Origin of the sequence: Listeria cossartiae subsp. cayugensis, assembly GCF_014229095.1 — a bacterium.
Classification (GTDB): Bacteria; Bacillota; Bacilli; order Lactobacillales; family Listeriaceae; genus Listeria; species Listeria cayugensis.
This window is the reverse complement of sequence record NZ_JAARZC010000003.1, coordinates 277,740-304,739: the sequence shown is the minus strand read 5'-3', so window position 1 is coordinate 304,739 and position 27,000 is coordinate 277,740. Positions and strand designations below refer to the sequence as shown.

28 protein-coding genes are annotated in these 27,000 nt (G+C 38.7%); 7 read left to right on the top strand and 21 right to left on the bottom strand.

What is annotated here, in order from left to right:
• Complete coding sequence (locus tag HCB49_RS11275; protein ID WP_185604990.1) at positions 1–2,403, bottom strand: glycoside hydrolase family 9 protein; 2,403 nt, start codon at positions 2,401–2,403, stop codon at positions 1–3.
• Entirely contained in the window at positions 2,400–3,365 is a 966-nt protein-coding gene (locus tag HCB49_RS11270; protein ID WP_185604989.1) for an ROK family protein, read from the bottom strand. Before HCB49_RS11270 ends, HCB49_RS11275 begins: the two co-directional genes overlap by 4 nt.
• Positions 3,366–3,566: 201 nt before the next feature.
• Between HCB49_RS11270 and HCB49_RS11265 the strand changes: the two genes are divergently transcribed.
• Both HCB49_RS11265 and HCB49_RS11260 read left to right on the top strand, forming a co-directional pair.
• A complete protein-coding gene (locus HCB49_RS11265) occupies positions 3,567–4,622 on the top strand; it encodes a LacI family DNA-binding transcriptional regulator (protein ID WP_185480534.1) in 1,056 nt (351 codons plus the stop codon).
• Positions 4,623–4,638: 16 nt separating this feature from the next.
• Complete coding sequence (locus HCB49_RS11260; protein WP_185604988.1) at positions 4,639–5,448, top strand: Cof-type HAD-IIB family hydrolase; 810 nt, start codon at positions 4,639–4,641, stop codon at positions 5,446–5,448.
• Between the two features lie 34 nt (positions 5,449–5,482).
• On the opposite strand, the gene HCB49_RS11255 is transcribed toward HCB49_RS11260, so the two are convergent.
• The 10 genes from HCB49_RS11255 to HCB49_RS11210 form a co-directional block, all read right to left on the bottom strand.
• Positions 5,483–5,821, bottom strand: coding sequence for a DUF4064 domain-containing protein (locus HCB49_RS11255; protein ID WP_070260765.1), 339 nt, complete (start codon positions 5,819–5,821; stop codon positions 5,483–5,485).
• Positions 5,822–6,053: 232 nt separating this feature from the next.
• Entirely contained in the window at positions 6,054–6,929 is an 876-nt protein-coding gene (locus HCB49_RS11250) for a S66 family peptidase (protein ID WP_185604987.1), read from the bottom strand.
• A gap of 81 nt (positions 6,930–7,010) precedes the next feature.
• Complete coding sequence (locus tag HCB49_RS11245) at positions 7,011–8,912, bottom strand: beta-glucoside-specific PTS transporter subunit IIABC (RefSeq protein ID WP_185604986.1); 1,902 nt, start codon at positions 8,910–8,912, stop codon at positions 7,011–7,013.
• A gap of 204 nt (positions 8,913–9,116) precedes the next feature.
• The gene (locus HCB49_RS11240; RefSeq protein ID WP_185604985.1) at positions 9,117–9,758 is read right to left on the bottom strand and encodes a copper homeostasis protein CutC; all 642 of its coding nucleotides are present in this window, start codon (positions 9,756–9,758) and stop codon (positions 9,117–9,119) included.
• A 55-nt stretch (positions 9,759–9,813) separates the two neighbouring features.
• Complete coding sequence (locus HCB49_RS11235) at positions 9,814–10,518, bottom strand: SIS domain-containing protein (RefSeq protein WP_185604984.1); 705 nt, start codon at positions 10,516–10,518, stop codon at positions 9,814–9,816.
• A gap of 27 nt (positions 10,519–10,545) precedes the next feature.
• The gene (locus HCB49_RS11230; RefSeq protein WP_185391736.1) at positions 10,546–11,373 is read right to left on the bottom strand and encodes a PTS system mannose/fructose/sorbose family transporter subunit IID; all 828 of its coding nucleotides are present in this window, start codon (positions 11,371–11,373) and stop codon (positions 10,546–10,548) included.
• Entirely contained in the window at positions 11,348–12,151 is an 804-nt protein-coding gene (locus HCB49_RS11225; RefSeq protein WP_070266710.1) for a PTS mannose/fructose/sorbose/N-acetylgalactosamine transporter subunit IIC, read from the bottom strand. Before HCB49_RS11225 ends, HCB49_RS11230 begins: the two co-directional genes overlap by 26 nt.
• 22 nt (positions 12,152–12,173) lie before the next feature.
• Positions 12,174–12,662 (bottom strand): PTS sugar transporter subunit IIB, encoded by a 489-nt coding sequence (locus HCB49_RS11220; RefSeq protein ID WP_185604983.1) that lies wholly within the window; start codon positions 12,660–12,662, stop codon positions 12,174–12,176.
• Entirely contained in the window at positions 12,662–13,063 is a 402-nt protein-coding gene (locus HCB49_RS11215) for a PTS sugar transporter subunit IIA (protein ID WP_185604982.1), read from the bottom strand. Before HCB49_RS11215 ends, HCB49_RS11220 begins: the two co-directional genes overlap by 1 nt.
• Before the next feature lie 15 nt (positions 13,064–13,078).
• Positions 13,079–13,819 (bottom strand): GntR family transcriptional regulator, encoded by a 741-nt coding sequence (locus HCB49_RS11210; RefSeq protein ID WP_185604981.1) that lies wholly within the window; start codon positions 13,817–13,819, stop codon positions 13,079–13,081.
• A gap of 240 nt (positions 13,820–14,059) precedes the next feature.
• On the opposite strand from HCB49_RS11210, the gene HCB49_RS11205 reads away from it, so the two are divergent.
• From HCB49_RS11205 to HCB49_RS11195, 3 genes are all read left to right on the top strand, one after another.
• Positions 14,060–14,887 carry a C39 family peptidase gene (locus tag HCB49_RS11205; RefSeq protein WP_185604980.1) on the top strand — a complete coding sequence of 276 codons (828 nt, stop codon included), beginning with the start codon at positions 14,060–14,062 and terminating at the stop codon, positions 14,885–14,887.
• Between the two features lie 224 nt (positions 14,888–15,111).
• Entirely contained in the window at positions 15,112–15,411 is a 300-nt protein-coding gene (locus HCB49_RS11200) for a DUF1433 domain-containing protein (protein WP_185604979.1), read from the top strand.
• An 11-nt stretch (positions 15,412–15,422) separates the two neighbouring features.
• Entirely contained in the window at positions 15,423–15,821 is a 399-nt protein-coding gene (locus HCB49_RS11195; protein ID WP_185604978.1) for a DUF1433 domain-containing protein, read from the top strand.
• Between the two features lie 46 nt (positions 15,822–15,867).
• On the opposite strand, the gene HCB49_RS11190 is transcribed toward HCB49_RS11195, so the two are convergent.
• The gene (locus HCB49_RS11190; protein WP_185391746.1) at positions 15,868–17,301 is read right to left on the bottom strand and encodes a 6-phospho-beta-glucosidase; all 1,434 of its coding nucleotides are present in this window, start codon (positions 17,299–17,301) and stop codon (positions 15,868–15,870) included.
• Between the two features lie 222 nt (positions 17,302–17,523).
• Between HCB49_RS11190 and HCB49_RS11185 the strand changes: the two genes are divergently transcribed.
• The gene (locus HCB49_RS11185; RefSeq protein WP_185604977.1) at positions 17,524–18,642 is read left to right on the top strand and encodes a CapA family protein; all 1,119 of its coding nucleotides are present in this window, start codon (positions 17,524–17,526) and stop codon (positions 18,640–18,642) included.
• Between the two features lie 50 nt (positions 18,643–18,692).
• Here the strand turns inward: HCB49_RS11185 and qoxD are convergent, their stop codons facing one another.
• Genes qoxD through qoxA form a run of 4 tightly spaced genes read right to left on the bottom strand, consistent with a single transcriptional unit; the run spans position 18,693 to position 22,730 of the window.
• A complete protein-coding gene (gene qoxD / locus HCB49_RS11180) occupies positions 18,693–19,025 on the bottom strand; it encodes a cytochrome aa3 quinol oxidase subunit IV (protein WP_003725633.1) in 333 nt (110 codons plus the stop codon).
• Between the two features lies 1 nt (position 19,026).
• On the bottom strand, positions 19,027–19,638 hold the full coding sequence (gene qoxC, locus HCB49_RS11175) for a cytochrome aa3 quinol oxidase subunit III (RefSeq protein ID WP_003721631.1): 612 nt from the start codon (positions 19,636–19,638) through the stop codon (positions 19,027–19,029).
• Positions 19,626–21,605 (bottom strand): cytochrome aa3 quinol oxidase subunit I, encoded by a 1,980-nt coding sequence (qoxB, locus tag HCB49_RS11170; protein WP_003725631.1) that lies wholly within the window; start codon positions 21,603–21,605, stop codon positions 19,626–19,628. The genes qoxC and qoxB overlap by 13 nt, the downstream gene beginning before the upstream one ends.
• An 18-nt stretch (positions 21,606–21,623) precedes the next feature.
• Complete coding sequence (gene qoxA / locus HCB49_RS11165; RefSeq protein WP_185604976.1) at positions 21,624–22,730, bottom strand: cytochrome aa3 quinol oxidase subunit II; 1,107 nt, start codon at positions 22,728–22,730, stop codon at positions 21,624–21,626.
• A 387-nt stretch (positions 22,731–23,117) separates the two neighbouring features.
• Between qoxA and HCB49_RS11160 the strand changes: the two genes are divergently transcribed.
• A complete protein-coding gene (locus HCB49_RS11160) occupies positions 23,118–23,315 on the top strand; it encodes a hypothetical protein (RefSeq protein WP_185605092.1) in 198 nt (65 codons plus the stop codon).
• Between the two features lie 65 nt (positions 23,316–23,380).
• On the opposite strand, the gene HCB49_RS11155 is transcribed toward HCB49_RS11160, so the two are convergent.
• From HCB49_RS11155 to speG, 4 genes are all read right to left on the bottom strand, one after another.
• The gene (locus HCB49_RS11155; protein WP_185604975.1) at positions 23,381–24,460 is read right to left on the bottom strand and encodes a phosphomevalonate kinase; all 1,080 of its coding nucleotides are present in this window, start codon (positions 24,458–24,460) and stop codon (positions 23,381–23,383) included.
• Positions 24,441–25,412: a diphosphomevalonate decarboxylase gene (gene mvaD / locus HCB49_RS11150; protein ID WP_185604974.1), complete on the bottom strand. Its 972-nt coding sequence runs from the start codon at positions 25,410–25,412 to the stop codon at positions 24,441–24,443. The genes HCB49_RS11155 and mvaD overlap by 20 nt, the downstream gene beginning before the upstream one ends.
• The gene (gene mvk, locus HCB49_RS11145; protein WP_185604973.1) at positions 25,369–26,337 is read right to left on the bottom strand and encodes a mevalonate kinase; all 969 of its coding nucleotides are present in this window, start codon (positions 26,335–26,337) and stop codon (positions 25,369–25,371) included. The genes mvaD and mvk overlap by 44 nt, the downstream gene beginning before the upstream one ends.
• 141 nt (positions 26,338–26,478) lie before the next feature.
• Positions 26,479–26,997 (bottom strand): spermidine N1-acetyltransferase, encoded by a 519-nt coding sequence (gene speG, locus HCB49_RS11140; RefSeq protein ID WP_185391750.1) that lies wholly within the window; start codon positions 26,995–26,997, stop codon positions 26,479–26,481.
• Positions 26,998–27,000: the final 3 nt, after the last annotated feature.

The following is a 27,000-nucleotide window of genomic DNA, read 5'->3' as shown; positions in this document are numbered from 1 at the left end:
CTATGACTTTCCTGTTATTTTGTTTAAATCTGCTACAATTGACATCCATTTGCCGGCATTCCCGACCCAAACTTCCTTATATGTTGCATTATTAAACTCCGGCCAGTATGGTTCATCTTCATTTCTAAACGTTTCCATTCCGACTGGGATTTCCCCTGTAATTTCGCCGTTCAGCACACTGTATTGCTGTGCGTAACGGTAACCTTCGCCGTGCATCATTGATTGACCAAACGGGTTCATTCCAATTACCCACTGCAATTGACCTTCCGCAATATCCAAAAGCGCCTTATCTTGCAAAATTTCCCCAGCAATCGATGCCGCTTTTCCAGCTGAAAGTAAAATGGCATTATTTCCTCTAAACGAGAACCAAATTGGGAATTTCCGCAATGCTACCTTGTCGTTTATTTTGATACCTTGCTCGAATTGCAGTTGGTATTCTTCTATTGCTCGTTCATCAATGAGTAGATGTTGTAAGTTGAAACTCGCTTCGTCTAAATACTCGTCTTTTTTGTAAAGTCCTGCTGGAATGAGCGGATACGGTTTAGTAAATCGTGTTACTTTTTTCAAATAATCTCCGTACATTTCGACCGCTTGCAGCCAAGCTTGTTTTTCAGCATGATTTGGTTGCGTTTCAAGAGCCGCCTCAAGTGCCATTAAATAAAGATGTTCGCGCGCTTGATGATTAAAATGCTGAATAACACTGTGCGTTTTATCGCGATAGAAAAATCCTTTATAAAGCTCGCTAGTTTCGCTGTCTTTAATTCCTGCTTTTTCCTGAGCTTCTAGCATCAAATCTAACCACTCGAGCGCTTTTTCAGCATAAATTTGTTTATTTGTCAGTTGATAAACCATCGAAGCCGCCCAAGAAGCTGTTGCATAATATAAACTTTCTGAGGTTTGATACGTATGCTCCCAGAAAATTGGTTTTTGACTCGTTCCGTGTTTTTCCAGTTCCGCTATTGCAAAAAGTAAATCCTCTTCTGCAATTCTTAGTAAATGATTCTGCATAGTTGAGTTATCAGTGATTTGGCTACCAATATATGCTTCAATCCCCGCGCAATAAAAATTCTCGTACGCTTGATTATGAACTCGCGCGACGGCGTCATCCATGCCACCAACAAGACCATCCGTCCATCTCGTCATACCAGCACTAGTCGCCCTAAATCCATCCCCAAAGCGCGTTTTCAAAATGAAATCCAGTCCCCATTCGCCTTCTTCTAAAAGGCGCATCCGTAACGTTTCATCTTTTTCAGATAAACTTGCTGCCATTTCGTATAAAGCCATCGTTACTTCCGCTGTTTGAATGAGCTGCTGCGAAACATCTCCCGCGTCATGCCAACCACCATTAAATGACAGCTGTTTCCCATCATGTTCAGCAATAATATCCGCATGACAAGTCGTATGTTTCCCAAAAATCGGACAACCGCAACGTTCGCAGAAAATAAAATTGAGTGATTTCCAGATAGACGATTCCCAAATCACTTCGGAAGTCCCAATTTGGAAAATTTCCGACTGCATATCAGCAAATTTCAAGTAATATTCGCCAACTGTCTGCAACTCGGAAAAATCAAGAATAATGAAGTTGCCAGTTTCCGTCGTATTTTGGTAACTTTTTCCAGTGAAGACAACTTTGTCTGTTTCTTTTTCGTGAATGGTAAAAGAAGTCGTTGCAAGCTTATTCGCGCAAAACGCCACTTTTGGCATATCTTTGGAATAACCATTGTGGGAATAAATTAGCGTGTTATCTTGCGGCACCCAGCCTTTCGAGATTTCCGGCTCGCTGATTTGCTCTAATTTAATTTCATTAATAAACAATTCCATCGTTCCAGCCGTTAGCCGCTCTGGGCCATTCAAATAATAGATAAAACTAATTTCCGTCATGCTATCGCGCGGCAAACCTTCAATTTCAAAAATGACATCATTCCATTCATGGTTAATCAAATTCACGCCATGAACGCCTTCACGACCATATATATCAGGCACTTTCACGGTTCCATCATTTTTAAAACTGATCATTAAATACGGATTCGTTACTCCAGGAAAATCAGGTAAAACTTGAATTCGCACGCGGTTAAAGCCGCTCCAGTCCTCATTTTTGAGCGGCGCATATATGGTAACGTTACCAAAATTGGTGTAGTCACCGTCATCCGGCGCTCCAGCAGGCCAATGTGGCATAACAACTGGTGAAGTAAGCTTAATCTCACCTTGTTCTGAAATAGTAAAATCTCCTGCACCTTGATGTGTAAAATCCAAGGAAACTTGTTGTTCCACGCTAAATAGTGTTCTACTTGATAAGACTTGTTTCCTTTTCGCCAATGTTTCTAGCGCATGTTCTGTTTCAATAGGGAGTGGCCGATGAATAATACCAGTTTGCGCAATTTGTCGTTTCATACTTGGCTTCATTCTTTTCCTCCTTCATCTCCTAGTTTCATCCCAACAACCGCCGCGCCAATTAAGCCAACTTTATCTTTCTCGAGCTTAGAGCGAACAACGCCTTTTGTAACGAAACGAATTGTATTACTTTGAAGATTATCCATTATCTTTTGGAAAAAACGCTCATTTCTCGTCACGCCGCCACCAAGAATGACGCATTCTGGATCCGTTGTACGAACCAGATTCATAATCAAATTGGCTAATTGAAGCGTCGCATTATCAACAATTTTCTCCGCAAGTTCATCTTTTTGTTCCGCTGCATGAAGAACCATTTTCCCAGTTAGTTCGGCAGGGTTTTCGGCAAGTACGGATGTTGGGTAATCATTGATATGTCTAAGTGCTTCTTCTTTTATCCCAAGGCCAGAAGCAAGTCGCTCCACGCATCCACGTCTACCACAGCCACAAACCACATTGCTATGAATATCAATCACCGCGTGGCCAATTTCACCAGCGTTAAAATGCCCGCCTTGTGTAATGCGTCCATCTACTACAAATCCAGCAGCAAGACCAGTACCAACATTTAAATAAATAAAATCGTTTGTTTCTCGTCCCCAGCCAAATTGTTTTTCAGCCATTGTTGCGCAAACGACATCATTGCCAAGGCTGACAGGTAAACCCGTTTTTGCTTCTAAAATTTCCGCAAGTGGGGTTGGGTTTGTTTTTCCTGGTTCGATTTCTAGCCAGATGCCTGACTTATAATCCACTCGTCCGACTAGACCAACGCCAATGCCGATTTGTTTTTCGGCTACGAAACCGATAGTTCGCGTATAATCATCTAACGCTTCCAGCAAAACTTCTACTGCTTTAGTTTGGTTCTCTGTGTCGCTTGGGTAGCTTTTGGAATTTAGCACCTCCCCGCTTCTCGTTACTTCACCGATTAAAATTTTAGTGCCACCTAGATCAATGCCGATGACAGATTCTTGTATGTTCAACTATTCCACCTCATTTTTGGTAACGTTACCAAATTAAACCATTTGTTGATAGCGCTTTCTAACATAGAATAACCGGATATTTTTAATATGTCAACCCTTTTTCACATATTTTTGATAACGTTACCAAATTACGCTTGTTATTTCCCGGTAAATAAGCTACACTTGAAATAGTTAAAAATGCTTATGAGGTGAACATTCCTAATGAAAAAAATAACTATACAAGAAATAGCTAAACTTAGCGGTGTTTCTGTTTCCACTGTTTCACGGGTTATCAATAACAGCCCCTCCGTTTCAGCTGCAAAACGCCAAAAAATCCAAGCTGTCATCGACGAACATAACTACACACCTAGCGTATTTGCTCGTGGAATGGTTAATAAGCAAACCAAAAATATCGGCGTAATTTTACCAGATATTTCCAATCCCTATTTCATTTCACTAATAACGCAAATTCAAAAATTCGCGCTAGATTATATGTTTTCAACGATTTTGTTCAATACTATGCTTGCCGAACCAAATAATAAGAACAATAAACATTCGCTAACTGAAGAAGATTACTTGAAAATCATCTTGGAAAAGCAAGTTGACGGGCTTCTTATTTTAGGTGGCGAAATTGACAAAGAAATCGTCCCGGCAGATTATATTTCTGCTTTGAATCAGTTAAATAAAGCTATTCCAGTAGTTGTTATCGGGTCAAAAATCCCCGAGCTCAACTGTTTATTTATTGAACGTAATTTGAAAAAAGGTGTTACAACTTTAGTCAGCCATCTGACAGCACTCGGTCATAACAATATCGGTTTTATCGGTGGGGAAGCTGGCGTAAAAATTACCAGTTATCGACTAGAATCTTTTAAAGAAGCGATGGCTAGCTATCAACATCCGCTAAATGAGGACTGGGTTGTACTTTCTGACTACTATACGGCAGATGGTTATGCAGCTATGACTCAACTTTTAGAAAATAACGCTACTTTGCCGACAGCACTCGTTGCAATCAATGATAATGTTGCTATCGGGGCGATTCGGGCGATTAATGATGCCAATTTGTCCTGCCCGGAAGACATTGCTATTGTCAGCTGCGACCAATTTATGAATGGAGATTACCAAACTCCTCGCCTAACTTCGATGGACCAACACAATGAATACCTTGGCAAAATGGCCATTTTACAACTAATTAGCGCAATTAATGGCCAAGTAGAACCAATGATTATTAACCATAATCCAGAATTAATTATCCGCGAATCATGCGGCTCTAAGCTATAACGAAAGGAAGGTTTACTTGGAAAAATACTTAATTTGCTCCGATTTAGACGGAACATTACTACTCAAAAATCAAACAATTTCTGAAAAAACATTAACTATCTTGCAACAATTAATAGAAGAAGGGCATCATTTCGCCGTTTCTACTGGTCGCATGTACAATTCCGCAACGGATTTCGCCAAACTTGTCCACCCAAAAGCAGATATTATCGCTTCGAACGGCGGTGTGGTCGCAGTATCCGGTGAAATCATCCAACAAGAAAAAATGAAGCAATCTGCGTTACTCGAAACATTTTCGTTGTGCCAAGCTCATGATTTACCAGTGTTTTTCTTCTCAACGGATACAGTTTACTATACGAAAAATCCACCTTATTATTTTACTGACGAAGAAGATAAAGGCCGGGTTAACGCGACAAAACTCGTTGCCATTAAAACAAAAGAAGCGTTCCTACAACATGCGGATCAATTTATTAATGGCATCGTCATTGAAGAAGAAGATTTCGATAAACTAGCTGTCCTACGAAGCGAATTAGAAAAATTAGCTGACGTTTCTATTCTTTCATCGCATGCAAATAACATTGAAATTTTGCCAAAAGATATGGATAAAAAATATGCCGTGAAAAATCTCGCCGCGCATTTAAATATTAAGCCAGAGAATATCATTACTTTTGGCGATGGTGAAAATGATATCGGTATGCTTGAAGTAGCTGGCGCAGGAGTTGCGATGGAAAACGCAAGCGATCTAGTGAAACAAAGCGCTGATTTTGTTACTGCTGCAAATGACGCCGACGGAATTTACTACTTTTTGAAAAAATATCTTCATCGTTAATAAAAAAACGCTGTCCGCGGACAGCGTTTTTGTTTTATTCTTCTATTGACGCAGCTTCTTCATAGTTAATTAGTGCGATTAATCCACCAACAGCAAGTAATACGATTGGTAGTAAGAACATAATCGAAATCGACATTGTACAACCGATTGCAGCTGCAACCATCATTGCTCCACCAAGACGCGGCTTATGCGAAACAACAAACGATCCTGCAAGCCCAACCCCTGAAAGTACAAGCGAACCAATTGTTAGCATATAGAAGAAAAACGATTCCTCTTCTAAAGCCTGTGAAATATCAGGAATAACAAGAACCATCAAACTAAATCCAATCCCCAATGCCGCCCCTAAAAATCCAAGCAATCCTTCAACTTTCATGATAAAAACTCCTTTTTCATACGCGTTTTCTTTTATGTTATCATTTTAACAAAAAATTGAATAGTTATCAGCTTGGAAAATAAAAAAAGACCGACAATCAAGTCGGTCCAAAAAAGGGAGTTTAGGATTTTAAGGAAGTTTACAATTAGCAAAAAGGGAGTAAAACTAATTGTATTCCTTGCTTACAAATTCTATATTAAAGGTTAATTATGAACATTTCGCAATAAAAATATTAAAAATTTGTTAATGTTTCTCTTGAGATGCTAATTTCCTCTCCAATACAGCATGGTTTCGCATCTCTACCATGCCCAATTTCGTTCGTTCGGAAAATCGGCACCTTATATTCTCGTCCAATCTGTTGATATAAGAAGCCTATCCTATCAAACTCGCCACTTTCCTCCGCCTCTGAATGTTGTCCCACAATTATCCCCAAACAGCTAGAAAACGCACCTAACTGCTCTAATTGCGCCACATAAGAAGCTATTTTCGCCTCTTTTCCACCCAAACTTTCTAGCAAAATTATCTTATTAGTAAAATCTGGCATAAATTCCGTTCCTGCCAATTTCAAAAAGCAACGAATATTTCCGCCAATAACTTCTCCAGCGCGCCATTCAAAATCATTGAGCTGCTCCCCATTAATTAATACGCGATTTTCAAAAAATGTTCTTCTAAACTGACTTTGCTGTAACTCGCTATCTACACCAACTAAATGTAATAGTTGATAATTAAAACCAGACTGCCCCGTTTTCGCATAAATAGCATTCAGAATTACCGTTAAGTCACTGTAGCCAACAAACGGTTTTCGTGCAGTTCGAATAATATCAAAATCGAGATAAGGCAACACTTGATTCGCCGCATCTCCGCCAGAAATATCAAATATCACTTTCACCTCTGCGTTTTGATACAATTTCATCAGTTCTGCTGCCCGTTCTTTGGCAGAGCCACTATATGGTGAGGCTTCAATTTGAAAAATGGTCTGAGCAAATATGACTCGCAAACCAAATTCTGTTCTCAAAACTTCCTCGAGCCGCTCAATTCGCAACTTATCTTCCGCTTTCCGCCCGTCAGAACAACAAATAATTCCCACTGAATCACCTTTTACTAACACATGCTTCACCGCCTATTTTTCCCCAGTATAACACAAAAACAGCTTGAGCAAGATAGCGCCCAAGCTGTTTATTTAGAAGTCTTAAATTACTAATGTGATTAAACGTTCTTCAAGTTTCGCTTCTTTTGCATCTGTGATCATTACGTCTAAATATTGGTTAGAGTTTGTTACTACCACTGGAGTTGTAACGTCATATCCAGCAGCTTTAATGCCTTCAATATCAAATTCAGTTAGTAATTGACCTTTTTCGATTGTATCGCCTTGTTTAACGTGTGCTGTGAAGAATTTACCTTCTAGTTGAACTGTGTCCATACCGATGTGGATTAATACTTCTGCACCGTCTTTAGTTGTAATACCGATTGCATGACCAGTTGGGAAGATAGTTGTTACTGTTCCTGCTGCTGGAGCTACTACACGTCCAACAGTTGGGATGATTGCAACACCTTTTCCAAGTGCACCGGATGAAAATGCTTCGTCTTTTACTTCTGCTAAAGTTACGATTTCGCCAACTACTGGAGCTGGAATTGTTTCACGTTCGATTAAAGTTTCGCCTTCAACTGTGTTAGATTCTTCTACAACTGTTTCAGCTGGATCTTTGAATCCTGCTACATAAGTTAAGATGAAACCAAGGATGAAGCTGATAACCATTGCGATAATTACCCACCAGAATGCGCTTGTAATACCAGCGCCTGGTTGGATGAAGTTAGGAAGACCGAAGATTCCAAGTCCACCCATGATATAAGCTTTTGCACTTGCAAAGCCAATGATTCCGCCACCAATACCACCAGCGATACAGCTCATGATAAATGGTTTTTTCAGTGGTAAAGTAACCCCGTAAATCGCTGGCTCAGTTACACCAAAGATACCGGAAATAAATGCTGGAATACTAAGAGATTTAATTTTTGTATTTTTAGTTTTGAAGAATACTGCTAATACTGCACCGATTTGGGCAAAAGAAGCACCAAACATCATTGCAAGAATTGGATCTGCTCCAAGTGTTGTTAAGTTGTTGATTGCCACTGGAACAAGACCCCAGTGAAGTCCAAAGATAACGAATACTTGCCAGAAACCACCTAAGATTAAACCAGCAACGATTGGGCTTAAGTTATAAATCCAAATTGTTCCTGCTCCAAGTAATTGTCCAGCCCAAGTTGCGATTGGTCCGATTACAAGGAAAGTAAGTGGAACTACTACTAATAGTGTACAGAATGGAACTACGAAAGTTTTGATTACATCTGGAATGATTTTCTTGAAGCCTTTTTCTACTTTTGCACCGAAGTATGTTGCTAAAATAATCGGAATAACAGAAGATGCATAAGACATCAAGATAACTGGAATTCCTAAGAATGTTACGTGAATTGGAGATTCAAAAATTGTTCCTGCGAAAAGTGTGTAAATTGGGTCGCCTGCTGAAATACCTGCAAGAGCTGGATAAACTAGAGAACCACCAATTGCCATCCCGATAAATATGTTTCCGCCGAATTTTTTCATTGCTGTGTAACCTAGGAAAATTGGGAAGAAGTAGAATAAACAATCCCCAATTGCATAAAGTAGTTGGTAAGTACCTGAAGTAACTGTAATCCAACCAAATGCTGCAAACATTGCTGTGAAACCTTTAATCATACCTGTTGCGGCTAATACACCTAGAACTGGTGTAAATACGCCAGAAATCATATCGATGAAGCGGTTGAATAGGTTACCACTTGCAGGAGCGCTTTCTTCTTCTCCTTCAGCTGAAATCCCACCAACTTCTAATACTGCTTTAAATACGTCTGGTACATGGTTACCAATAACTACTTGGTATTGACCACCACTTTTAATGACAGAAATTACTCCATCAAGTTTTTCAATTTCTTTTGTGTTCGCAATGTTCTCATCTTTCAGTTTAAACCGAAGTCTGGTAATACAATGGAAAACACTGTTGATATTTTCTTTACCGCCGACATTTTTCAGGATGTCTTTTGCTAACTGTTCATATTTCATTTTGACGACTTCCTTCCTCTTTTTGGTTTTTTGGGCAAAAAGAAAAACCTAAGCTCATTCGAGGACTCCACGTATATACGTGTCCTTCAAATCAGCTTAGGTTTTGCCCAATGAATTGGTAACAATCCTTTGTGATGAGATAAATATATCATATAAAGAAAACGGTTGCAACCCTTTTTTTAAAATAAATTTATTTGGGGAGTTTTAGTGCTCCCCAAACAAGTCAGTGCCATGGATTTCAGCTGCTCCGGTTTCTTTTAAAATCCATTTTATATTGTGTGATTTAATCCCGCCACCGGGTAAAATAATTATTCGGTCCGCTGCGTAATCGATGTATTTTCGCCAATTGACAAAGGTTTCTTCTGGAAGTTTTGCCCCGTCCCCGCCGTGCGTAAGAATTCGCGTGACACCTTGCTCTGCTAGCCAATCAATCGCCGGTAATTTTTCCGTTTCTATTAACTCATCAAATGCCATATGAAAAGTCACTTCGACACCTCTCGCCGCCTTTATCAACTCATTTATGGCTGGTTTATCTAGTAATCCTGCATCCGTAATACAGCCAAAAACCACACCATCAACCGCTATTTTCTTATACATCAAAATATCCTCGCGCATAATCGCAATTTCTTCTTTTGTATAGCTGAAATTACCTTTTCGAGGACGAACCATCGCCATTACGCTCACATTTTGTTCATGGCAAACTCGTACCACATAGTTCGCAACCCCGTAACTAACAGAAGTCCCGCCCTCCGCCAGATTATCACAAAGCTCCACTCGATTAGCTCCAGCAGCAATAACCTTTGCCAAGTTAGTAGTATTTTCAATACACGCTTCTTTTAAAACCATCGTCTAGCCTCCAAAAAAAGCGCAAAAACAACGTTCATTTTCGCGCCCGTTTTTATTATAAGTGGAAAATCCGATCAGCGAATTTATCTTCAATCGCAAAATTGTATTCGTAGCCGCCATCAATATTAGCACTACGATAAACTGGCGGTGTATAGCCTTTTGCAAGCATAAGTTCTACTGCTTCATAGATTGTTTGTTGGAGAAGTAGAACGGCTGAGAATGAAGAAGTTCCGCAAACTTTTCCTTCTAATCCATCTAATTCAAGTGCCGCATCCCCTTGGATTGAACGATTATCTAAAATAACATCCGCAAATTCATACAACAGTTTTCCAGAAGAATGTCTAGAAGCGGCTGTTTGCGAGGCATCTAGCGCTGTTACAACTATCAATTTGCAACCTTGCGATTTAATCCATTCCGCAAGCTCAATTCCCATCGGATTACGACCTGAATTAGATATAAGGAAGAAGATATCATTTGGTTTCGCTTGTAATCTATGAGTCAGCAAGGAACCAACGCCCTCAATAGATTCATAGTATCCGCCAGCCGGGTCCATAATAACCTTCGATGGAATAAGTCCGCCCGCTCTCCCGCATACTTCAATGGCCGCCGCATAAGAGTGCCCGCTACCGAATGCTTGAATAATCCCGTCATTCATAATGCTGTCTGCCACCAATTTTGCTGCTTGATGAATACTTTCCGCCTGTGTTTTTTCTAGTTCCTCCGTTAATTCACGCGCTTTGTCAAAAAATGTTAATCCCATTTTGTCTATTCCTCCAATTTTCATATTTTAACCTAGAATTTTTAGGTTGAATAAAATAATCGCAATAACCATTACTAATAAAATTGCTTTCGTAGATGTCATTTTTTTATGGCCTAAAAGTGCATAGATTAGCGCCACGAGTAAGACTGGAACGAGTGAAGGCATGATTTGATCGAGCATGTCTTGCATTTTCAGTTCTACTTTTCCTGATTTATAAACAAATGGCACGGTTGCTTTGATTACGGTTGGTATTAAAGCCCCGACGACCGTGACCCCAAGTAAAATAGCTGCATCGGTTAACGCGTTAAGTCTGTCTGCAAATTCCGTTACCAGTTTCGCGCCTTGCTTATATCCTAGTGGAAGTAAGGTAAATCTAGCTCCAACAACCAAAATATTAACTAATACCCAGATAACCACACCTGTTACATTACCTTGAAGGCCCATATATGCGGCAATGGATCCAAAAATCGTCGGTAAAATTACCCCGAAAATCGTATCCCCAACACCAGCAAACGGTCCCATTAAACCAGTTTTCAAACCAGTTACGACTTCTTTTGAAGCTTTCTTTTCTCGTTCTTCAATCGCCATATCCATCCCTAGAATCAGACCGCCGACCATAGGATTCGTATTGAAAAATTGGTTGTGCATATTCATCATATCTTTTAAATCGTCGTCTGTTTTGTAAAGCTTCCGAAGTGTTGGCATAATACTATAAAGATAACCCGTCGACATCATTCGCTCATAGTTCCAACAGATTTGGCTGGCAAACAACCAACGAAAGTTTGCTGCTATTAAATCGCGTCTCTTGAGTACTTTCTCAAAATCCTGCTCAGTCTTCGTATTCGCCATCTTCATTCTCCTCCCCAACTAGCGCTGCGCCATTTGCTCCTACAGCTACTGGATTTTTGAAATTTTGTTTGAAGTAAATGATTGCTAAAGCCACACCAATTAGCGCTACGCCTAGCATCGGTACTTTTAGATAGGCCGCGGCTACAAAACCAATGATCAAATAGGCAACGAATTTGTTTGTTGGTAAATAACGAAGGAGAATCGCGATACCAACTACTGGAAGAATGCCACCAGCTACACGAAGTCCGCCCATCAGCCATTCTGGAATTTCATTAAGAATAAAATCAACCACGCTTTGTCCGAAAGTCAGCATGATAAATACTGGAACCGCACGTGATAAAGCCCATGGTAATGCTCCGTACCAAATATTCCGTTTAACCGCCGAGATATTTCCCGAAGCGATGTTAGTATCAATCCGGTGCAAGAAAAATGTATTGGTAAATCTTGCTAAAATATCTAATTGAACCATTAAAAGCCCCACTGGAATCGCAAGCCCAATCGCAAATTCCGCATCCTGACCGGATAAAACGGCAAATACTGTCCCTACGATTGCTCCAGTTGTAAAGTCAGGAATCGACGCGCCTCCGTATGTACCAACACCTAGAACCATCAGCTGTAACGTTGCCCCAATCGCAAGTCCGAGCACCATATCACCCATAATGAGTCCAGCAAGCGTTCCTGTTATTACAGGGAAATTAAGTCCTATTACTAAAGTTAAAGCATCAAGAATGGTACAAGCTGCAAGTATAACTAACAATATAATCTGCCAAACTGCTAAATCCATTGTAGTTCTCCCTTCTTACTACTTATTTTTTTAATAAACTTGCAAATTCAACTGCATCTTCACTTGGAACCATTTGAGCAGTGATTTTAATGCCTTTTTGAGATAAGTAATCAAAATCTTCCAAATTTTCATCCGTCACGCTTACTGATTTTTTGATTTGGCGACTTCCTGCTTTCGTCGACATATTACCAACATTGATTTGGGGGAGTTCTACGCCCGCATCCACTAAACCGCGAAGAGCATGAGGTGATTTTACGATTAAGAAAACTTGCTGCCCTGCGTATTTATCATTATTGATATTAGTTGCTGCACCTTTGACTGTCAAAATGCTTAATTTAACACCAGCCGGCACTGCGGTTTTTAGGGCAATTTTTTCCATATCATTTTTCACAACAGCATCATCAACAATCATGATTCGCGTTGCTTTTATAGTATTTGTCCACATTGTTGCTACTTGCCCGTGAATCAGTCTTTCATCTACGCGTACGTGTTTAATTCCGTTACTTCCCATTAGTCCTCTTCCTCCCCATCATCGGTTACTGTTGTATTATTTGCTTTCTGCTCTACAAATTGAATATTTTCTTTCGCTCCAAGCATTGCCCCTTCTAAACTTTCTCCAAGGCTAAGTGGAATGATTAATCCTAACGACAAACCTGATACGACTTTAACTTCTGGATTTTTTGCACGAAACATTTGAGCTGCATTACACGGAGTTCCACCAACAATATCGACAATGATAGCGGTTTCATTTGTAGGTGAATAAACTGCCGTGTAGGCATCTATTACATCTGTCACCCCCATTTCTTCGGTAAAAGTAACTGCATAAATATTGGTTGTTTGGCCAGTAATCATTTGGCAGCTATTTTTCACTTCCTGCGCATACCGGCCATGTGCTGCGATAATATAATCCAAGTAATTAACCCCCTTCTATTGTTTTTTCTTTTCAATTTCAATAGAGTAAAAATTATGCCGTAAATAACTTTCAATATATTCATAGGGTTGCCCCTCTGGCACATAAGTTATTCTTTCAATATGATAAAGTGGTAATTCGGTATCAATTTCGAGTAATTTGAAATTATTTTTATCTTTTACTGGAAATTCGACTTCAATTCTCTCTTTCATCGCTTCGTGCAAAATATTAATGTCATAAAGCTCTTTAATCACTTCAGATAAAGAATTAAACTTTTCAAAATTTGTTAAATCGACATTGATCAAATTAGATTTTGCCATATAGTTGTTTTGAACAGTCCAAGGTAAATCATCAATAAGGCGGATTCGTTGAAAATGAACAATCATATTTTCAGGTGGGATTTGTAATTTTTTAGCGATTCGCGCATCCTGAATTTCATTAATTGCTACAACTCTTGTGTGCTCATTAGCAATTTTTGTTTTACGATTGAATCTTCCGTTCGGCACTGTTGTATACTCATTAAAAATAACTTCTTCGTTAATAATCGATTTACTGACATAGGTGCCTTTTCCTTGATAACGCGCTAAAATCCCAGCTCGTACTAATTCGTGTAATGCGCGCACAACCGTCGTATTACTAACATTATATTTCTTTTTCAGTTCATCTTCTGAATAAATTTTTTCCCCAGGCTTAAAAGTTCCATCACTAATTAATCGCTTAATATCATTGATTATAATAGAGTATTTTGGTTCTGCCATAACAATTTCCCCCTAAAGCATCCCGCGCGTTAACACGTTAAGTTTTAGGTTAATGGTACCATGATAATTTTTTGATTGCAAACTTGAATTCGGTTGCTATCACTGAACTTTTTATTAATAACCGGTTAACACGTTAAGTTCATTTTTATAGTAACACGGGTATTTCATTTATGCAAGCGTTTTCTTTTTATTTTTCAAAAACAGGGTATACATAAGTAATCTGTATCAAAGGGGGAAATTATGGGGACTTTTTTGGGAAAATGGGGGAAATGGATACTCGTCTTGGGATTAGTTTTAAGTGTATTTAGTGTTTCTACAACGAGTCAGGCGGCGGCAAAGGAAACGGTAATAAACAAGCAAATGGTAACAACCGCACGCCTTAATGTTCGTTCAACCAACGCCACATCAGGAAAAGTTGTCGGCTGGCTTAAAAATAATACAAAATTCAAAGCGATCGCCAAAACATCCAATAACTGGTATCGCTTTAGTTTTAAAGGGAAAAACGGCTACGTATCTGGGAAATATGTAAAAGTTGCAACCGCCGCACCAGCTCCCACACCAGCACCGTCAACGCCAAAAATTGTACAAATGAACGTACCTCTAATCGTTCAGCGCCCGCAATTACCAACTGGCTGCGAAATCACAAACATTGCGATGATGCTGCGCTATGCTGGGAAAAATGTCGATAAAGTCAAACTCGCGAAAGAAATGAAACGACATAAATCCAATCCGAATTATGGTTTCGTTGGAAATCCTTTTTCTAAAAGTGGCTGGACAATTTATCCTCCCGCTTTGGTGAATCAAGTGAAAAAATATACCGGCACTGCGAAAAATATGACTGGTACGAATTTAGGCGGCATTAAAAATCAGTTGAATAAAAAACGTCCCGTTGTGGCTTGGGTTAGTAATTTCCACGGCTTTTCTGTCCACGCAATCACTATTACCGGGTATGATAAGAATAATTTTTACTACAACGACAGCTGGTCTGGCCAAAAAAACGCCCGAATTTCGCAAAGTTATTTTAATACTTGTTGGAGCAAACAAGCAAAACGCGCGATTTCTTATTGAGGAAAAACCTGCTATCCGATTATGGTAGCAGGTTTTTTATTTATCTAATTTTAGAGACGCTTTGCAGTCATAGATTAAATTTTCAATTTGTATCATCTTTTAATTCCACTCACATCCAGACCTTTTCTATGTTATTATTTTTATGAGGTGAACATATGAAAAAAAGAAATATTATAATTTTTTTCATTATTATAATACTTAGTTGCATTGGTGGATAAATAATTTTGAAAAAACATCAAGAAATCATAGAAAAAGAAGCCCCTAGAATTGAACAATTTTTGAAGTATAACTATAACAATATTAACAAATTGAGCTTTACTCATGTTAAAGTTTCTCCTATGGGGATTCCATACATAGAAGGGTTTATCAATAATGACGAAAATCTATTTTTCAGTGCTACTATTTATGATGAACATTTTGAAAATAGCATTAGTGTCCCTAAAGATGTTAGCAATTGGCGTAAAAACGAAATAAATAAAACTGTTTCTGAAATCCAACAACAAGAAAAAAACAAAAATCCTTGAGGTGAACTTCTTTGAAAAAACAGCCTATTATTCTCATCTCTATTTTAATCATAGTGCTATGTTTGTTATGTGGATTTTTATTTTGGAAAAAATATGAAATTCAAAATACTAACAAGATATTCACTCAACAAAAACCAAGAATTGAAGCGTTTTTCGATTATAATTACAATGGTATTAATGAAATTACTTTAACTAGTTTACAGGAAAATCCAACTGGTGTAGTTCACATTAAAGGTTATCTAAATGGGGATGAAGATTTATGGATAGATGCTGGACTCTTTGATTCAGCTGGAGTAGAGATAGTAAATTCTGCAAAAGAAGTAGATGAAAAGTTTCTGAAAACTGAAAACGAAGAAAATATAAAAACAGTTTCTGAAATCCAACAACAAGAAAACTCAAAAAACCAATAAAACAAAACCCCCACCTTCATCACCGAAAGTGGGGGTTTCCTATATTCTAGTCGATATCTTTACCATTTGTTTCAATTACTTTTTTGTACCAGTCGAATGATTTTTTCTTCGAGCGGTTTAGGGTTCCGTTGCCTTTGTTGTCGCGGTCAACGTAGATGAAGCCATAGCGTTTTTTCATTTCGCCAGAGCCAGCGCTGACAAGGTCGATGCAGCCCCATGGTGTGTAGCCAAGAAGTTCCACGCCGTCCTCGATTGCTTCGCCCATTTCGCGAACGTGTTCACGCATGTAGTCGATTCTGTAATCGTCATTGATTGAGCCGTCTTCTTCTACTGTATCCACTGCACCTAAGCCATTTTCAACGATGAAAAGTGGTTTTTGGTAACGGTCGTAAATTGTATTCATCGTAATACGTAGACCTAGTGGATCAATTTGCCAGCCCCATTCGCTTGCTTTTAGGTATGGGTTTTTTAGTGTTGCGAAAACGTTGCCTTCTGTTTCTTTGTTTTTCTCTGGATCAGCGCTTGTTAGACGAGAAGAATAGTAGCTGAATGCCACGTAATCAACTGTGTGATCGCGTAATGCGTCTAAGTCGCCGTCTTCCATTTGGATGTTGATGTTGTGCTCTTTGAAGAAACGTTTAGTGTAGCTTGGATAGTAACCACGTGCTTGAACGTCGATGAAGAAGTAGCCTTCACGGTCAGCTTGAATGGATTTCCAAATATCTTCTGGGTTACATGTCATTGGGTATGTGTTCCCAGCTGCAAGCATACAACCGATTTGGTTTTCAGGGTTGATTTCATGACCAAGTTTTGTCGCTAAAGCAGATGCAACTAATTGGTGATGAGCCGCTTGATATTTTACTTCTTCTGGATTTTCTTCGTTAGTAACGTCCATGCCGCCACCAAAGAAAGGAATATGAAGAATCATGTTAATCTCGTTAAATGTCATCCAATATTTTACTTTATCTTTGTAACGCGTAAAAATAGCTTCACAGAAATTTAAGTAAAAATCGATACATTTACGGTTTTTCCAGCCACCATATTTTTTGAAAACTTCTAGTGGAGTATCAAAATGGTTGATTGTAACTACTGGCTCGATGCCGTATTTATGACATTCATCGAAAACTTTGTCATAAAATGCTAATCCTTTTTCATTTGGTGTAGTTTCGTCACCATTTGGGAAAATACGTGGCCAGCTGATGGACATACGGAAACATTTGAAGCCCATTTCTGCCATTAATTTAATGTCTTCTTTATAACGATGATAAAAATCAATTGATTCATGACTTGGGTAAAAACCGTAATCAGTGGAAAGCGCTTTCGTTGGATTGAATAAGGCATCCCAGCGTCCGTCCTCTACTGTTGGTACTATATCTACTAGTGAAAGTCCCTTGCCGTCTTCAAGATATGCGCCTTCACATTGGTTTGCAGCAACTGCTCCGCCCCATAAAAAGCCTTTAGGAAATTTTGATTCTGTCATTATGTCTAACTCCTCTCACGAATATAATTTACTTCTCCACTATAAAATATGTAATGCATTACATAGCAAGCAATAATTTAAATTTTTTTAATTCGTCTTATTTTTTATGATTTCAAAGTTCACAATTTAGCCATCATTTTCCACAAAAGAGCCTGTTTTTGATAAAAGTCTTTTTCTCCACACTGATAGAATTAGTTAACTTTTAAATTAGGAGGAGAAAAAATGAAATCAAGAAAAAAGGGGATTATACTGATAGTCTCAATTATTTTAATTTTTTCCATTGGTTTATTAGTGAACAACCTCATGACAAACAACAAAGAAACCGCTAAGCCAAAAAAGAAAACCGTCGTTGCTGTTAAAAAGAAAAAAGAGACACCGCCAAAACCAAAAGAACCATTTAACATTGATTTTACAGGTGATATTATGTTTGATTGGGATTTACGACCAATTTTAGCAGAGAAGGGAATGGATTATCCTTTTAATAACGTTCGCGAGGAACTGAAATCTAGCGACTATACATTTGTTGATTTAGAAACAGCTATTACAACTCGAACAAAAAAAGTCCCGTACCAAGAATTTTGGATTAAAAGTGATCCTAGTTCTTTAACCGCTTTGAAAAATGCTGGGGTTGATATGGTTAATATTAGTAATAACCACATTTTAGACTATTACGAAGATGGATTACTCGACACAACGGCTGCTTTACGCGCCAATAATTTAGCCTATGTTGGGGCTGGTAAAAATGAAGATGAGGCTTATCAACTGAAAGTAGCTGACATCAAAGGAAATAAAGTTGGTTTCATGTCATTTTGCCACTTTTTCCCGAATACGGGTTGGATTGCCGACGAAGATACTCCAGGGGTTACTAATGGTTATGATTTAAACCTTGTCGAAGAAAAAATCAAAGAAGAACGCGCAAAAAATAAAGATATTGATTATATGGTCGTTTATTTTCACTGGGGAGTTGAAAAGACGAATACACCAGTTGATTATCAAACCCAATATATGAAAAAACTAGTGGATGATAATTTAGTTGATGCGATTGTTGCCAGCCATCCACACTGGCTCCAAAGTTTTGAAGTATACAAAGATGTTCCAATTGCTTATTCATTAGGTAATTTCTTATTTCCTGACTATGTTTCGGGTCATTCGGCAGAAACAGGGATTTATAAATTGAATTTCAATCAAGGAAAAGTAACCGCCCATTTTGATCCAGGTATTATTTCAGGCAATCAAATTAATATGCTTGAAGGCTCTTCCAAGACAGCACAATTAAATTATCTCCAATCCATTTCTCCAAATGCAACTATTAATAGTAATGGTGATATATCCGCAAAATAAAAAAAGCTGATGCTAGTTCGGTTTAAACCGTTCCATGCATCAGCTTATTTTTATAACAAATGATTCATATGGCCAATTTCCATTACCCAATAAGAACCAATAACTACGACAATCGCAATAAATGCGGCGAATAAAATGTTACCGATTTGGATTTTACCATCACGGCCTTCTGTCATGTGCATGAACATCAGAAGCTGTAGGGCTGCCTGAATGAACGCAAAGATGAAAATAATAACTACCTTAACATTTGTTGTTAGTGTTGAATAAAGAGCTACCCAGACTGCTAGAAGCGTCAAAATAACTGACAATGCAAAGCCAACAATATGTTTCCAAGGAATGCCACCTTCTGCATGTGCTGCATTTGATTTATTATTTTGTGTCATATTAGTTCACCATCCCTAGCAAATAGACACCGGTGAAAATGAAAATCCACACAACATCAAGGAAATGCCAGTACAAACTGGAAATAAATACTTTTGATGCTGTTTTTGGCGTCAAACCATGCATTTTAATTTGAATCAGAATAAAACTAATCCAGAAAATCCCGACCGTTACGTGAAGACCATGCGTCCCTAGTAGTACGAAGAAGGCAGACCAGTAAGAACCAACTTGCATCGTAACTCCTTCTGTCACATAGTGTGCAAATTCATAAAGCTCAAAGCCAACAAATCCCGCACCAAGAATTAATGTGATAATCGAGTAAATCGTCAACATTTTCACATTGCCTTTACGCATCTCACCAATTGCAAGACCGCACGTGAAACTACTTGTTAATAGTAAAAATGTCATTATTAGGACAAGCCAAAGTTCGAACATTTCTGCTGGCGGATGACCCGCATTCGAGCCAGCCTTTCTCATAACAAAGTAAGTCGCGAAAAGTGTTGCAAACAGCGCAATTTCGGCGCCAAGGAAAATCCAGAAACCAAGAATATTTAATCGACCTTGTTCTGACCTATATTCAATTGGCAGATTTTTATTTGTTTCTACAGATTCCATGGGTTCCCCTCCTTCACACCAGTCGCAAGTTCGCGCGCATTATGTTCTTCTGTTGCTTTAATTTCATCCACTTCCACATGGTAACCGTCGTTATTTTGGAATGAACGATAAATCATACATCCTAAAATACCAACAAGACCAATAATTCCCATCCAGTACCAGTAAAATACTAGTCCAAAACCGGCAATGAAGAAGAAGACCGACATCACAAATCCGACCATCGTATTACTTGGCATATGGATTGGTTTATAATTTTTATCATTTACATATGGATCGCCTTTTTGTTTTCTATTCCAGAAATCATCCAAGTCATTCCATTCCGGTAAAACAGCAAAGTTATATTTTGGAGGAACTGCGGAACTTGTAGCCCATTCAAGCGTACGAGCATCCCACGGGTCACCAGTAACTTCACGTTTAGAGTTTTTATAGCTGTAGTAGATGTTGTAGCAAAGAACTAAGAATGCTACACCCATCAAGAATCCGCCCACTGTAGAGATAAAGTTAAGCGTTGTCCAGCCATCACCTTGTACGTAAGTGTAAATACGACGCGGCATACCATCTAGTCCTAGGAAATATTGCGGGAAGAAACAAACGTTAAATCCAACAACGAAAATCCAGAAGAACCATTTACCAATTTTTTCATTCAGTCTGTAACCGACCATTTTTGGATACCAGTATGTAAGCCCGGCAAAGCAGGAGAACACGGTTCCGGCAATTAATACGTAGTGGAAATGGGATACTAAGAAATACGTATTGTGATATTGATAATCGGCCGCAGCCATCGCAAGCATAACCCCAGTTACCCCACCGACAACAAAGTTAGGGATAAAGGCAAGCGACCAAAGCATTGGCGTTGTAAAGGTTATTCGCCCTTTGTACATCGTAAAGAGCCAGTTGAATATCTTAATCCCGGTCGGAATCGCAATCATCATCGTTGTAATGGAGAAGAAGGAGTTAACAAGCGCCCCTGATCCCATTGTAAAGAAGTGATGGACCCAAACTAGGAAACTTAGTAAAGAAATAACTGCCATCGCGGCAACCATCGCCGGATAACCGAATAATTTTTTTCTCGAGAAAGTAGAAATAATCTCTGAGAAAATACCGAAAGCTGGCAAAATAACAATATATACTTCCGGATGTCCCCAAACCCAGAACAAGTTAGCCCACATCATTGGGAGTCCGCCATTCGTGAGTGTGAAGAATGCTGTTCCAAACAGTCGGTCAAATGACATCAAAGCAAGCGCCACTGTTAAAACTGGGAAAGCGAAAATAATAATCAAACTTGTAATTAATGAAGACCAAGTAAACATCGGCATTTTCATTAATGTCATACCTTTTGTACGCATTCTTAAAATCGTCACGAAGAAGTTAATCCCCGTCATCAGCGTACCAATACCAGCGATTTGAACACCTAGAAGATAGAAGTTAATTCCATATCCAGCGCTAAAATCTGTCGCAAGTGGCGCATAGTTTGTCCAACCAGCATCTGGCGAACCACCAATTACGAATGATAAGTTAAATAGCATCGCTCCCATAAAGAACGTCCAAAAACTTAAGTTGTTTAAAAATGGAAATGCTACATCACGCGCACCAATTTGAAGTGGTACGGCAATGTTCATCAACCCGATGATAAACGGCATCGCCATAAATAAAATCATAATCGTTCCGTGCGTAGAAAATACTTCATTGTAATGCTGTGCGTCTAAAAATTTCATATCCGGTAAAGCGAGCTGGGTACGCATCATTAGCGCATCCACACCACCACGGAAAAACATTAAGACAGCAGCAAGCAAATACATAATACCTATTTTTTTATGATCAACGGAAGAAATCCACTCTTTCATGAGCCACTTCCATTTTTTTGTATAAGTTAGTAACGCAACAACACCAATACTTACAAGTACGATAGAAATCTGCGCGCCTAAAATCATTGGGTCGCCAGTTACGATAAACTCATTCCATTTCATGCCTTATGTCCCCCCTTTTTACTTCCCTGCGTCATCCGATTCTTTTTTATTGAATTCATTTGTTTGGATGTCTTCTTCCATTTTCTTCATTTCGTCTTCGCGGTGTTTATCCTCGTGGTAACCTTCACCATTTTTAATAATTTGCGGCTTCATATCATGACGCTCAAATTGCGGATTAGTTACTGTTACAGGACGAACCGGAAGCATTGGTTTGTCAGAAATGGTCGATTTTGTGTTTGGATTATGTGGATTTGTCATCTCATAACCAAAACGTTTGTAGGCATAGAAAACATACTCTGGATCAGCTGCAACATCAACAAATGCTAAATGCGTACCAGAATAAGATTTTTGCTTCGAGCTTCCAGGAATTAACAGACGGTCATAGATGTCTTGCGTAATAACTGGTGAGCTAGCTTTTGTTTCTTTTGCCCATTTTTTGAAATCTTTTTCAGATTGAGCTACTACATCAAAGCGTTGATCTGCAAAACCTTCGCCGTTGAAGTTTGCGTTACGACCTTTGTATGTACCAACTTCATCTGCTTGTAAATATAAATTCATCGTCATGCCAGACATCGCATATTTTTGTCCGCCTAATTGCGGCACCCAAAAGCTTGTCATCGTATCTGCGGAAGTTAATTTGAATAATACAGGACGGTCGGTTGGAATGTTTACATAGTTCACCGTTTCAATCGACTCATCTGGATAACTAAAAATCCATTTCCAGTCTGCACTTGTTGCGTAAATAACAATTGGATCTTTATGCGAAGTCACTTTTGGTGCTTCTTCCCCTGCATAAATTGTTTTTACCGTCGGAATAGCTAGAGCAATAACGATAGCAACTGGAATCAATGTCCAAAAAATTTCTAGTTTTTTACTACCATGCATATCTGGCTCGTAGTTTGAAATGTCTTTCCGTTCGCGGTATTTAACCAACATAATCGTAAACAATACAAAAATCGTCAAAACAATAACCAGCATAAATATAATCGAATAAATAATTAAGTCCGACTGACCTTTAGCAACTGGCCCTTTTGGATTAAGTACCGTCAAGTCACCACAACCACTTATAAGGCCGGTAACCCCAAGTAGTGCCGTGAGTAGCAAAGATTTAAGTACCTTTGACACCCGAATCCCCTCTTTTCCTTTTGATGTTTTCTAATGTGTATTTTTGCGCAAAAATACCATTACCGGAGTGCTGAAAGAAGCTTTTTAGAACTCCTATGTAACTGAAAAAATGCTTTTACTATTTAATTCTTTGAAAAAAACTCACAAACTTTTTTAAAATTGTTCCGCATTTTTAAAATCACTATGTTCATACTCTAACTCATTATATCTGATTTGATATCTTAGTTCAAAAACCTGATATATTAAATATTTCACAAACTTTTATTCTGTTCACTATTCCCTTGATTGTGAAATTTGAAACAAATTGCAGCTGGTTTTTATATGAAAAGTTGTTTTTCATGATATATTAGTTTTGTCGCATACTTTAATTCCACAGGGAGTGGTTACGTGAGTAAAAAATTAAAGATATTTCGAATGATTGAATTAATAATTGGAGTTATAGGTTTTGTTTTACCATCTATATTATATTTCATGGATATTCTTTCTGGTGCAGAATCTGGCATTTTGACAGTTGTTGGTGTGGTTATTTTTAATCATGCAACTGATTTATCTAATAAAGATAATAAAACTGAAAAAAAAATTTAGTAATCAAACTAAAAGCCGAACAACTTTTATGTAAAAGTTGTTCGGCTTTATTAGTGATATCTCCATTATTCAGTAATTTGAACTCTCCCTGTATGGAAAGGTAAATGTTTAATACCAAGCGATTCCCACTCTTGAACTAGTTTTTCGGCGAGTTCTTTTGTTTTTGAGAAAGCTATTCCGCAATCTCCGCCACCAGAACCGGAAGATTTTCCTGCACCGCCCATATTTTCGGCTGAATCCGCTAGTTCTTTTAGCAAGCTCGTTTCAATATTGACGCCAGCTTTTGTTCCAAGTTCTTGAAGAATGCGACGATTTTCTTTGATAGAGGCGTAGAGCAGTTCTTCGTCTTTCGTGTGGAACGCTTGAATCATTTGCTTCATGATTTCGTTATTTCTAGTTAAGAAATGTTGATAATTTTTGCTATCTTCTTGTTTAAACGCGTGAATTTGCGAAACAAGTTTGCCCGTACTTACTGGCGTTCCAGTCCAACCAACTGAAAATGCTGAAACTGGTTCTTCTAATGTTTCGATTTGTAACATCGGCCATGGTTCTTTCATAAACCATTCCAGTGATTTATATGCTAAACGATGCTTCACCCATTCTTGATCAAATGTCGTATAAGCAATCCATCCACCATACATACAAGATGCAATATCGCCACATGAGCCGTTTCCTTGAACGACTAAATGGGAAAGTGCAGCTAGTTTGAATTTTTTCAGCATGGAAATCTCGGGATGAAATTTCGTCATCAACGCGTTAATTACAGCTACCGTTGCGGCTGCGCTTGAACCTAGTCCATATTTTGCACCTGATTGGTCAATTAATTCTGTTTCGATGACCATTTTCACAGGAGTAAGCTCGATGCCTTCTGATTTCAGGAAAGTTGTCGCAATATTAATTGCTTCCGCTGTAAAAGTCCAATGTTCCCCGTCTGGTTTAAGTTCGCCGCCAACTGGCCATGAAACTGGATTTTCATAATGTGGAATCCATAATTCATTGCGCTCACTATCTTCAAGAGTCAGCGTTATATAACGGTTAACTGCAGTTAGAATTGCTGTATGACCAGATTCTACAACTGCATATTCACCAGCAACATATAATTTTCCGGGTATTTTAACCTGTAGTTTATTTTTCATCTGATACAACACTCGCTTCCTTACCAGCGTGGCAAATTAGAACGTTTTTAGCCAAACCTGACAACTTCTCTGCTACGATATCTTCATTTTCACGTTCACAAATCACTTTCACATTAGGGCCGGCATCCATTGTAAAATAGGCTGGTATGCCATCTTCGCGCAATTCTCTAACGGCGTCCATTATTTCAAGTGACTGTGGTTGAAAATAAGTGAAGGGTGGCTCTGCGCCAAGTGTTGTCGCATGCATTTTCATGCCGTTTCGCTCTGTGATTTCGCCAACTTTGATGAAATCTTCGTCCAAAATAGCTTGTTTCATTTCTTCCAAATCCGTCTTAGCAGCAGCTACCCAGTTTTCGAAAAACGGGGATGTTTCAACGGTTAGACGCATGCCATCTCGGCTAGAAACTTTCTTTTCTTTGTCTGAAACAACTGCGACTACAAGCGACATTTTATCACATAATTTGTTAGTAAAAGGCACCGCGCATGAATCACTGCCATCAGCTAGCTCGCCTTTTTCCCAAATAACGAAATCGCCAAAAACAGAACGAGAAGCAGATCCAGATCCGAAACGAGCCAGTCTGGAAATATATTCTTTTGTATCGTTTCTGCCTGCTGCGCTCGACCCTGCAAGCGCAAGAGCCGCAAATGCCGATGCCGATGAAGCAAGTCCGGCCGCAGTTGGTACGTGATTTTCGGAAATGATTTTTGCTTTTGCTGTTAAGCCAAACTCTTCACGCATTTTATCTATAAAACGAGCTACTTTTGCATCCGTTTTTTGTTCATCGTTAAGAATAAATGTATCTTGGGAGAGATTTTCGTCCCATTCTACGGTTGTTTTTGTATAAAATTTATCTACCGTGAAGGATAAACTACTGTTTGCAGGTAGAATCAAGTGTTCATCGCGTTTTCCCCAGTATTTAATTAGCGCCACATTCGTGTGTGCGATGGCTGTCGCTCTCATAACTACCTTCTCCAATCGTAAAAATCCATTCTTGTGCAGCTCCAGCATCATGAAGTGCCTTCGTTATTTTTTCAGCGATTTCTTGATTTTTTGCTACAGCGATAATACATCCACCACGACCACCGCCTGTCAGTTTGGCCCCATCTGCGCCACTACTTCTAGCTACTTTAATTAATTTCTCTAAACTGCTATCGCTTACTGTCAAAGTTTCCAAATAAGTTTGTGCTTGATTCATTGCAGCACCAATCTTCACAGTGTCTGCATCGCCTTCTAAATGCGTCTTTATTTCCCGGGAAATATCGCCGAGTTGTTTAATTATTTTACTGATTTCGGCTTCGTTTTCTTTGTATAATACTTGAACATCCTTAACCGCGTCTCTCGTTTCGCTTGGAACACCTGTATCCGCTACAACGAACGTGATTTTTTTAGGAAAGTGCATAATTTCTAGTTTTCGATCTCGCTCGTACCAAACTGGCTTTTCACTCACAACTGTAATGGCATCAACGCCACTGGCATTACCGTGAGCAATTTTTTCTGCCGCATTAACGATTGCTAATAGTTTTTTCGAGTCTAATTCTTGATTGAAATATTTATATAAGCCGCGCGCAATACTTGTTGCTACTGCGGCACTTGAGCCTAATCCTCGTCCAATTGGAACGCCTGACATAACATGAATAGAAACACATTCACCATTACCAATTTTGTTTAAAACATCTACAACTAATGCTTTGATTCCCGCTAAGAAATCAGGCATATCTTCTAAATCACCTGTAAAAAATGCCGAAGAGAATTTGGTCTTTGTAGAAGTTTCTACATTTGTCGTTACTACTGCTTGTGTAAATGGGACTGAAATTGCCGGTTCTCCGTATACAACTGCATGTTCTCCGCATAATATCATTTTAGCTGTCCCAATGCCTGTAGCCAATGCACGCCAATCCTTTCTCCATCAAAATAATACAAACTTTAATACTTCATGATACCATAATTTTTTCACTAAAACCTTATTATAGAACTTTTTTTGACCCAAAACAATGACTGGCGCAACTTTTCCCGCGCCAATCACCTTTTAAATATCCATTTCTTGATATTGTTGTTGGAAAATACACATTCGAATCGCATCATGGTAAGTTCCATCAACAAAAAATTCATCAATTAGTTCGCCTTCACGAATAAAACCAACTTTTTCATAGATGTGAATTGCTTTTTCATTTACTTTATCAACGACTAAATATAATTTATGCAAATTTAGTACATGAAAAGCATATTTCATTGCGAGTTTTGTGGCAGAAACGGCGTAACCGTGTCCCTGAAACTTAGGATCAATAATAATTTGAAATTCCGCTCTTCGGTGAATATAATCAATTTCCATCAACTCGACTAACCCAACCATTTGGCCATCTAATTCTAAAATAAAACGGCGTTCTGACTGATCGTGAATGTGCTTATCATATAACTCCTGAAGCTCGACAAACGCCTCATATGGCTCTTCAAACCAATAAGACATTATTTTCGCATCATTATTTAACCGGTGAACAAATTTTAAATCTTCTCGTTCAAGCGGTCTAAGTTTTAAATCTCCACTCATTTT

Coding starts and splice junctions, on each gene's coding strand:
- HCB49_RS11220 (WP_185604983.1), bottom strand. CDS start 12,662: ATGGGAAGTAACGGAATTAAACACGTACGCGTAGATGAAAGACTGATT.
- HCB49_RS11190 (WP_185391746.1), bottom strand. CDS start 17,301: ATGACAGAATCAAAATTTCCTAAAGGCTTTTTATGGGGCGGAGCAGTT.
- HCB49_RS11230 (WP_185391736.1), bottom strand. CDS start 11,373: ATGAAGATGGCGAATACGAAGACTGAGCAGGATTTTGAGAAAGTACTC.
- HCB49_RS11235 (WP_185604984.1), bottom strand. CDS start 10,518: ATGGGATTAACATTTTTTGACAAAGCGCGTGAATTAACGGAGGAACTA.
- mvaD (WP_185604974.1), bottom strand. CDS start 25,412: ATGAGAGCGACAGCCATCGCACACACGAATGTGGCGCTAATTAAATAC.
- HCB49_RS11240 (WP_185604985.1), bottom strand. CDS start 9,758: ATGGTTTTAAAAGAAGCGTGTATTGAAAATACTACTAACTTGGCAAAG.
- HCB49_RS11185 (WP_185604977.1), top strand. CDS start 17,524: ATGAAATCAAGAAAAAAGGGGATTATACTGATAGTCTCAATTATTTTA.
- HCB49_RS11210 (WP_185604981.1), bottom strand. CDS start 13,819: ATGGCAGAACCAAAATACTCTATTATAATCAATGATATTAAGCGATTA.
- HCB49_RS11265 (WP_185480534.1), top strand. CDS start 3,567: ATGAAAAAAATAACTATACAAGAAATAGCTAAACTTAGCGGTGTTTCT.
- HCB49_RS11275 (WP_185604990.1), bottom strand. CDS start 2,403: ATGAAGCCAAGTATGAAACGACAAATTGCGCAAACTGGTATTATTCAT.
- HCB49_RS11255 (WP_070260765.1), bottom strand. CDS start 5,821: ATGAAAGTTGAAGGATTGCTTGGATTTTTAGGGGCGGCATTGGGGATT.
- HCB49_RS11245 (WP_185604986.1), bottom strand. CDS start 8,912: ATGAAATATGAACAGTTAGCAAAAGACATCCTGAAAAATGTCGGCGGT.
- HCB49_RS11205 (WP_185604980.1), top strand. CDS start 14,060: ATGGGGACTTTTTTGGGAAAATGGGGGAAATGGATACTCGTCTTGGGA.
- speG (WP_185391750.1), bottom strand. CDS start 26,997: ATGAGTGGAGATTTAAAACTTAGACCGCTTGAACGAGAAGATTTAAAA.
- HCB49_RS11225 (WP_070266710.1), bottom strand. CDS start 12,151: ATGGATTTAGCAGTTTGGCAGATTATATTGTTAGTTATACTTGCAGCT.
- qoxC (WP_003721631.1), bottom strand. CDS start 19,638: ATGGAATCTGTAGAAACAAATAAAAATCTGCCAATTGAATATAGGTCA.
- qoxD (WP_003725633.1), bottom strand. CDS start 19,025: ATGACACAAAATAATAAATCAAATGCAGCACATGCAGAAGGTGGCATT.
- qoxB (WP_003725631.1), bottom strand. CDS start 21,605: ATGAAATGGAATGAGTTTATCGTAACTGGCGACCCAATGATTTTAGGC.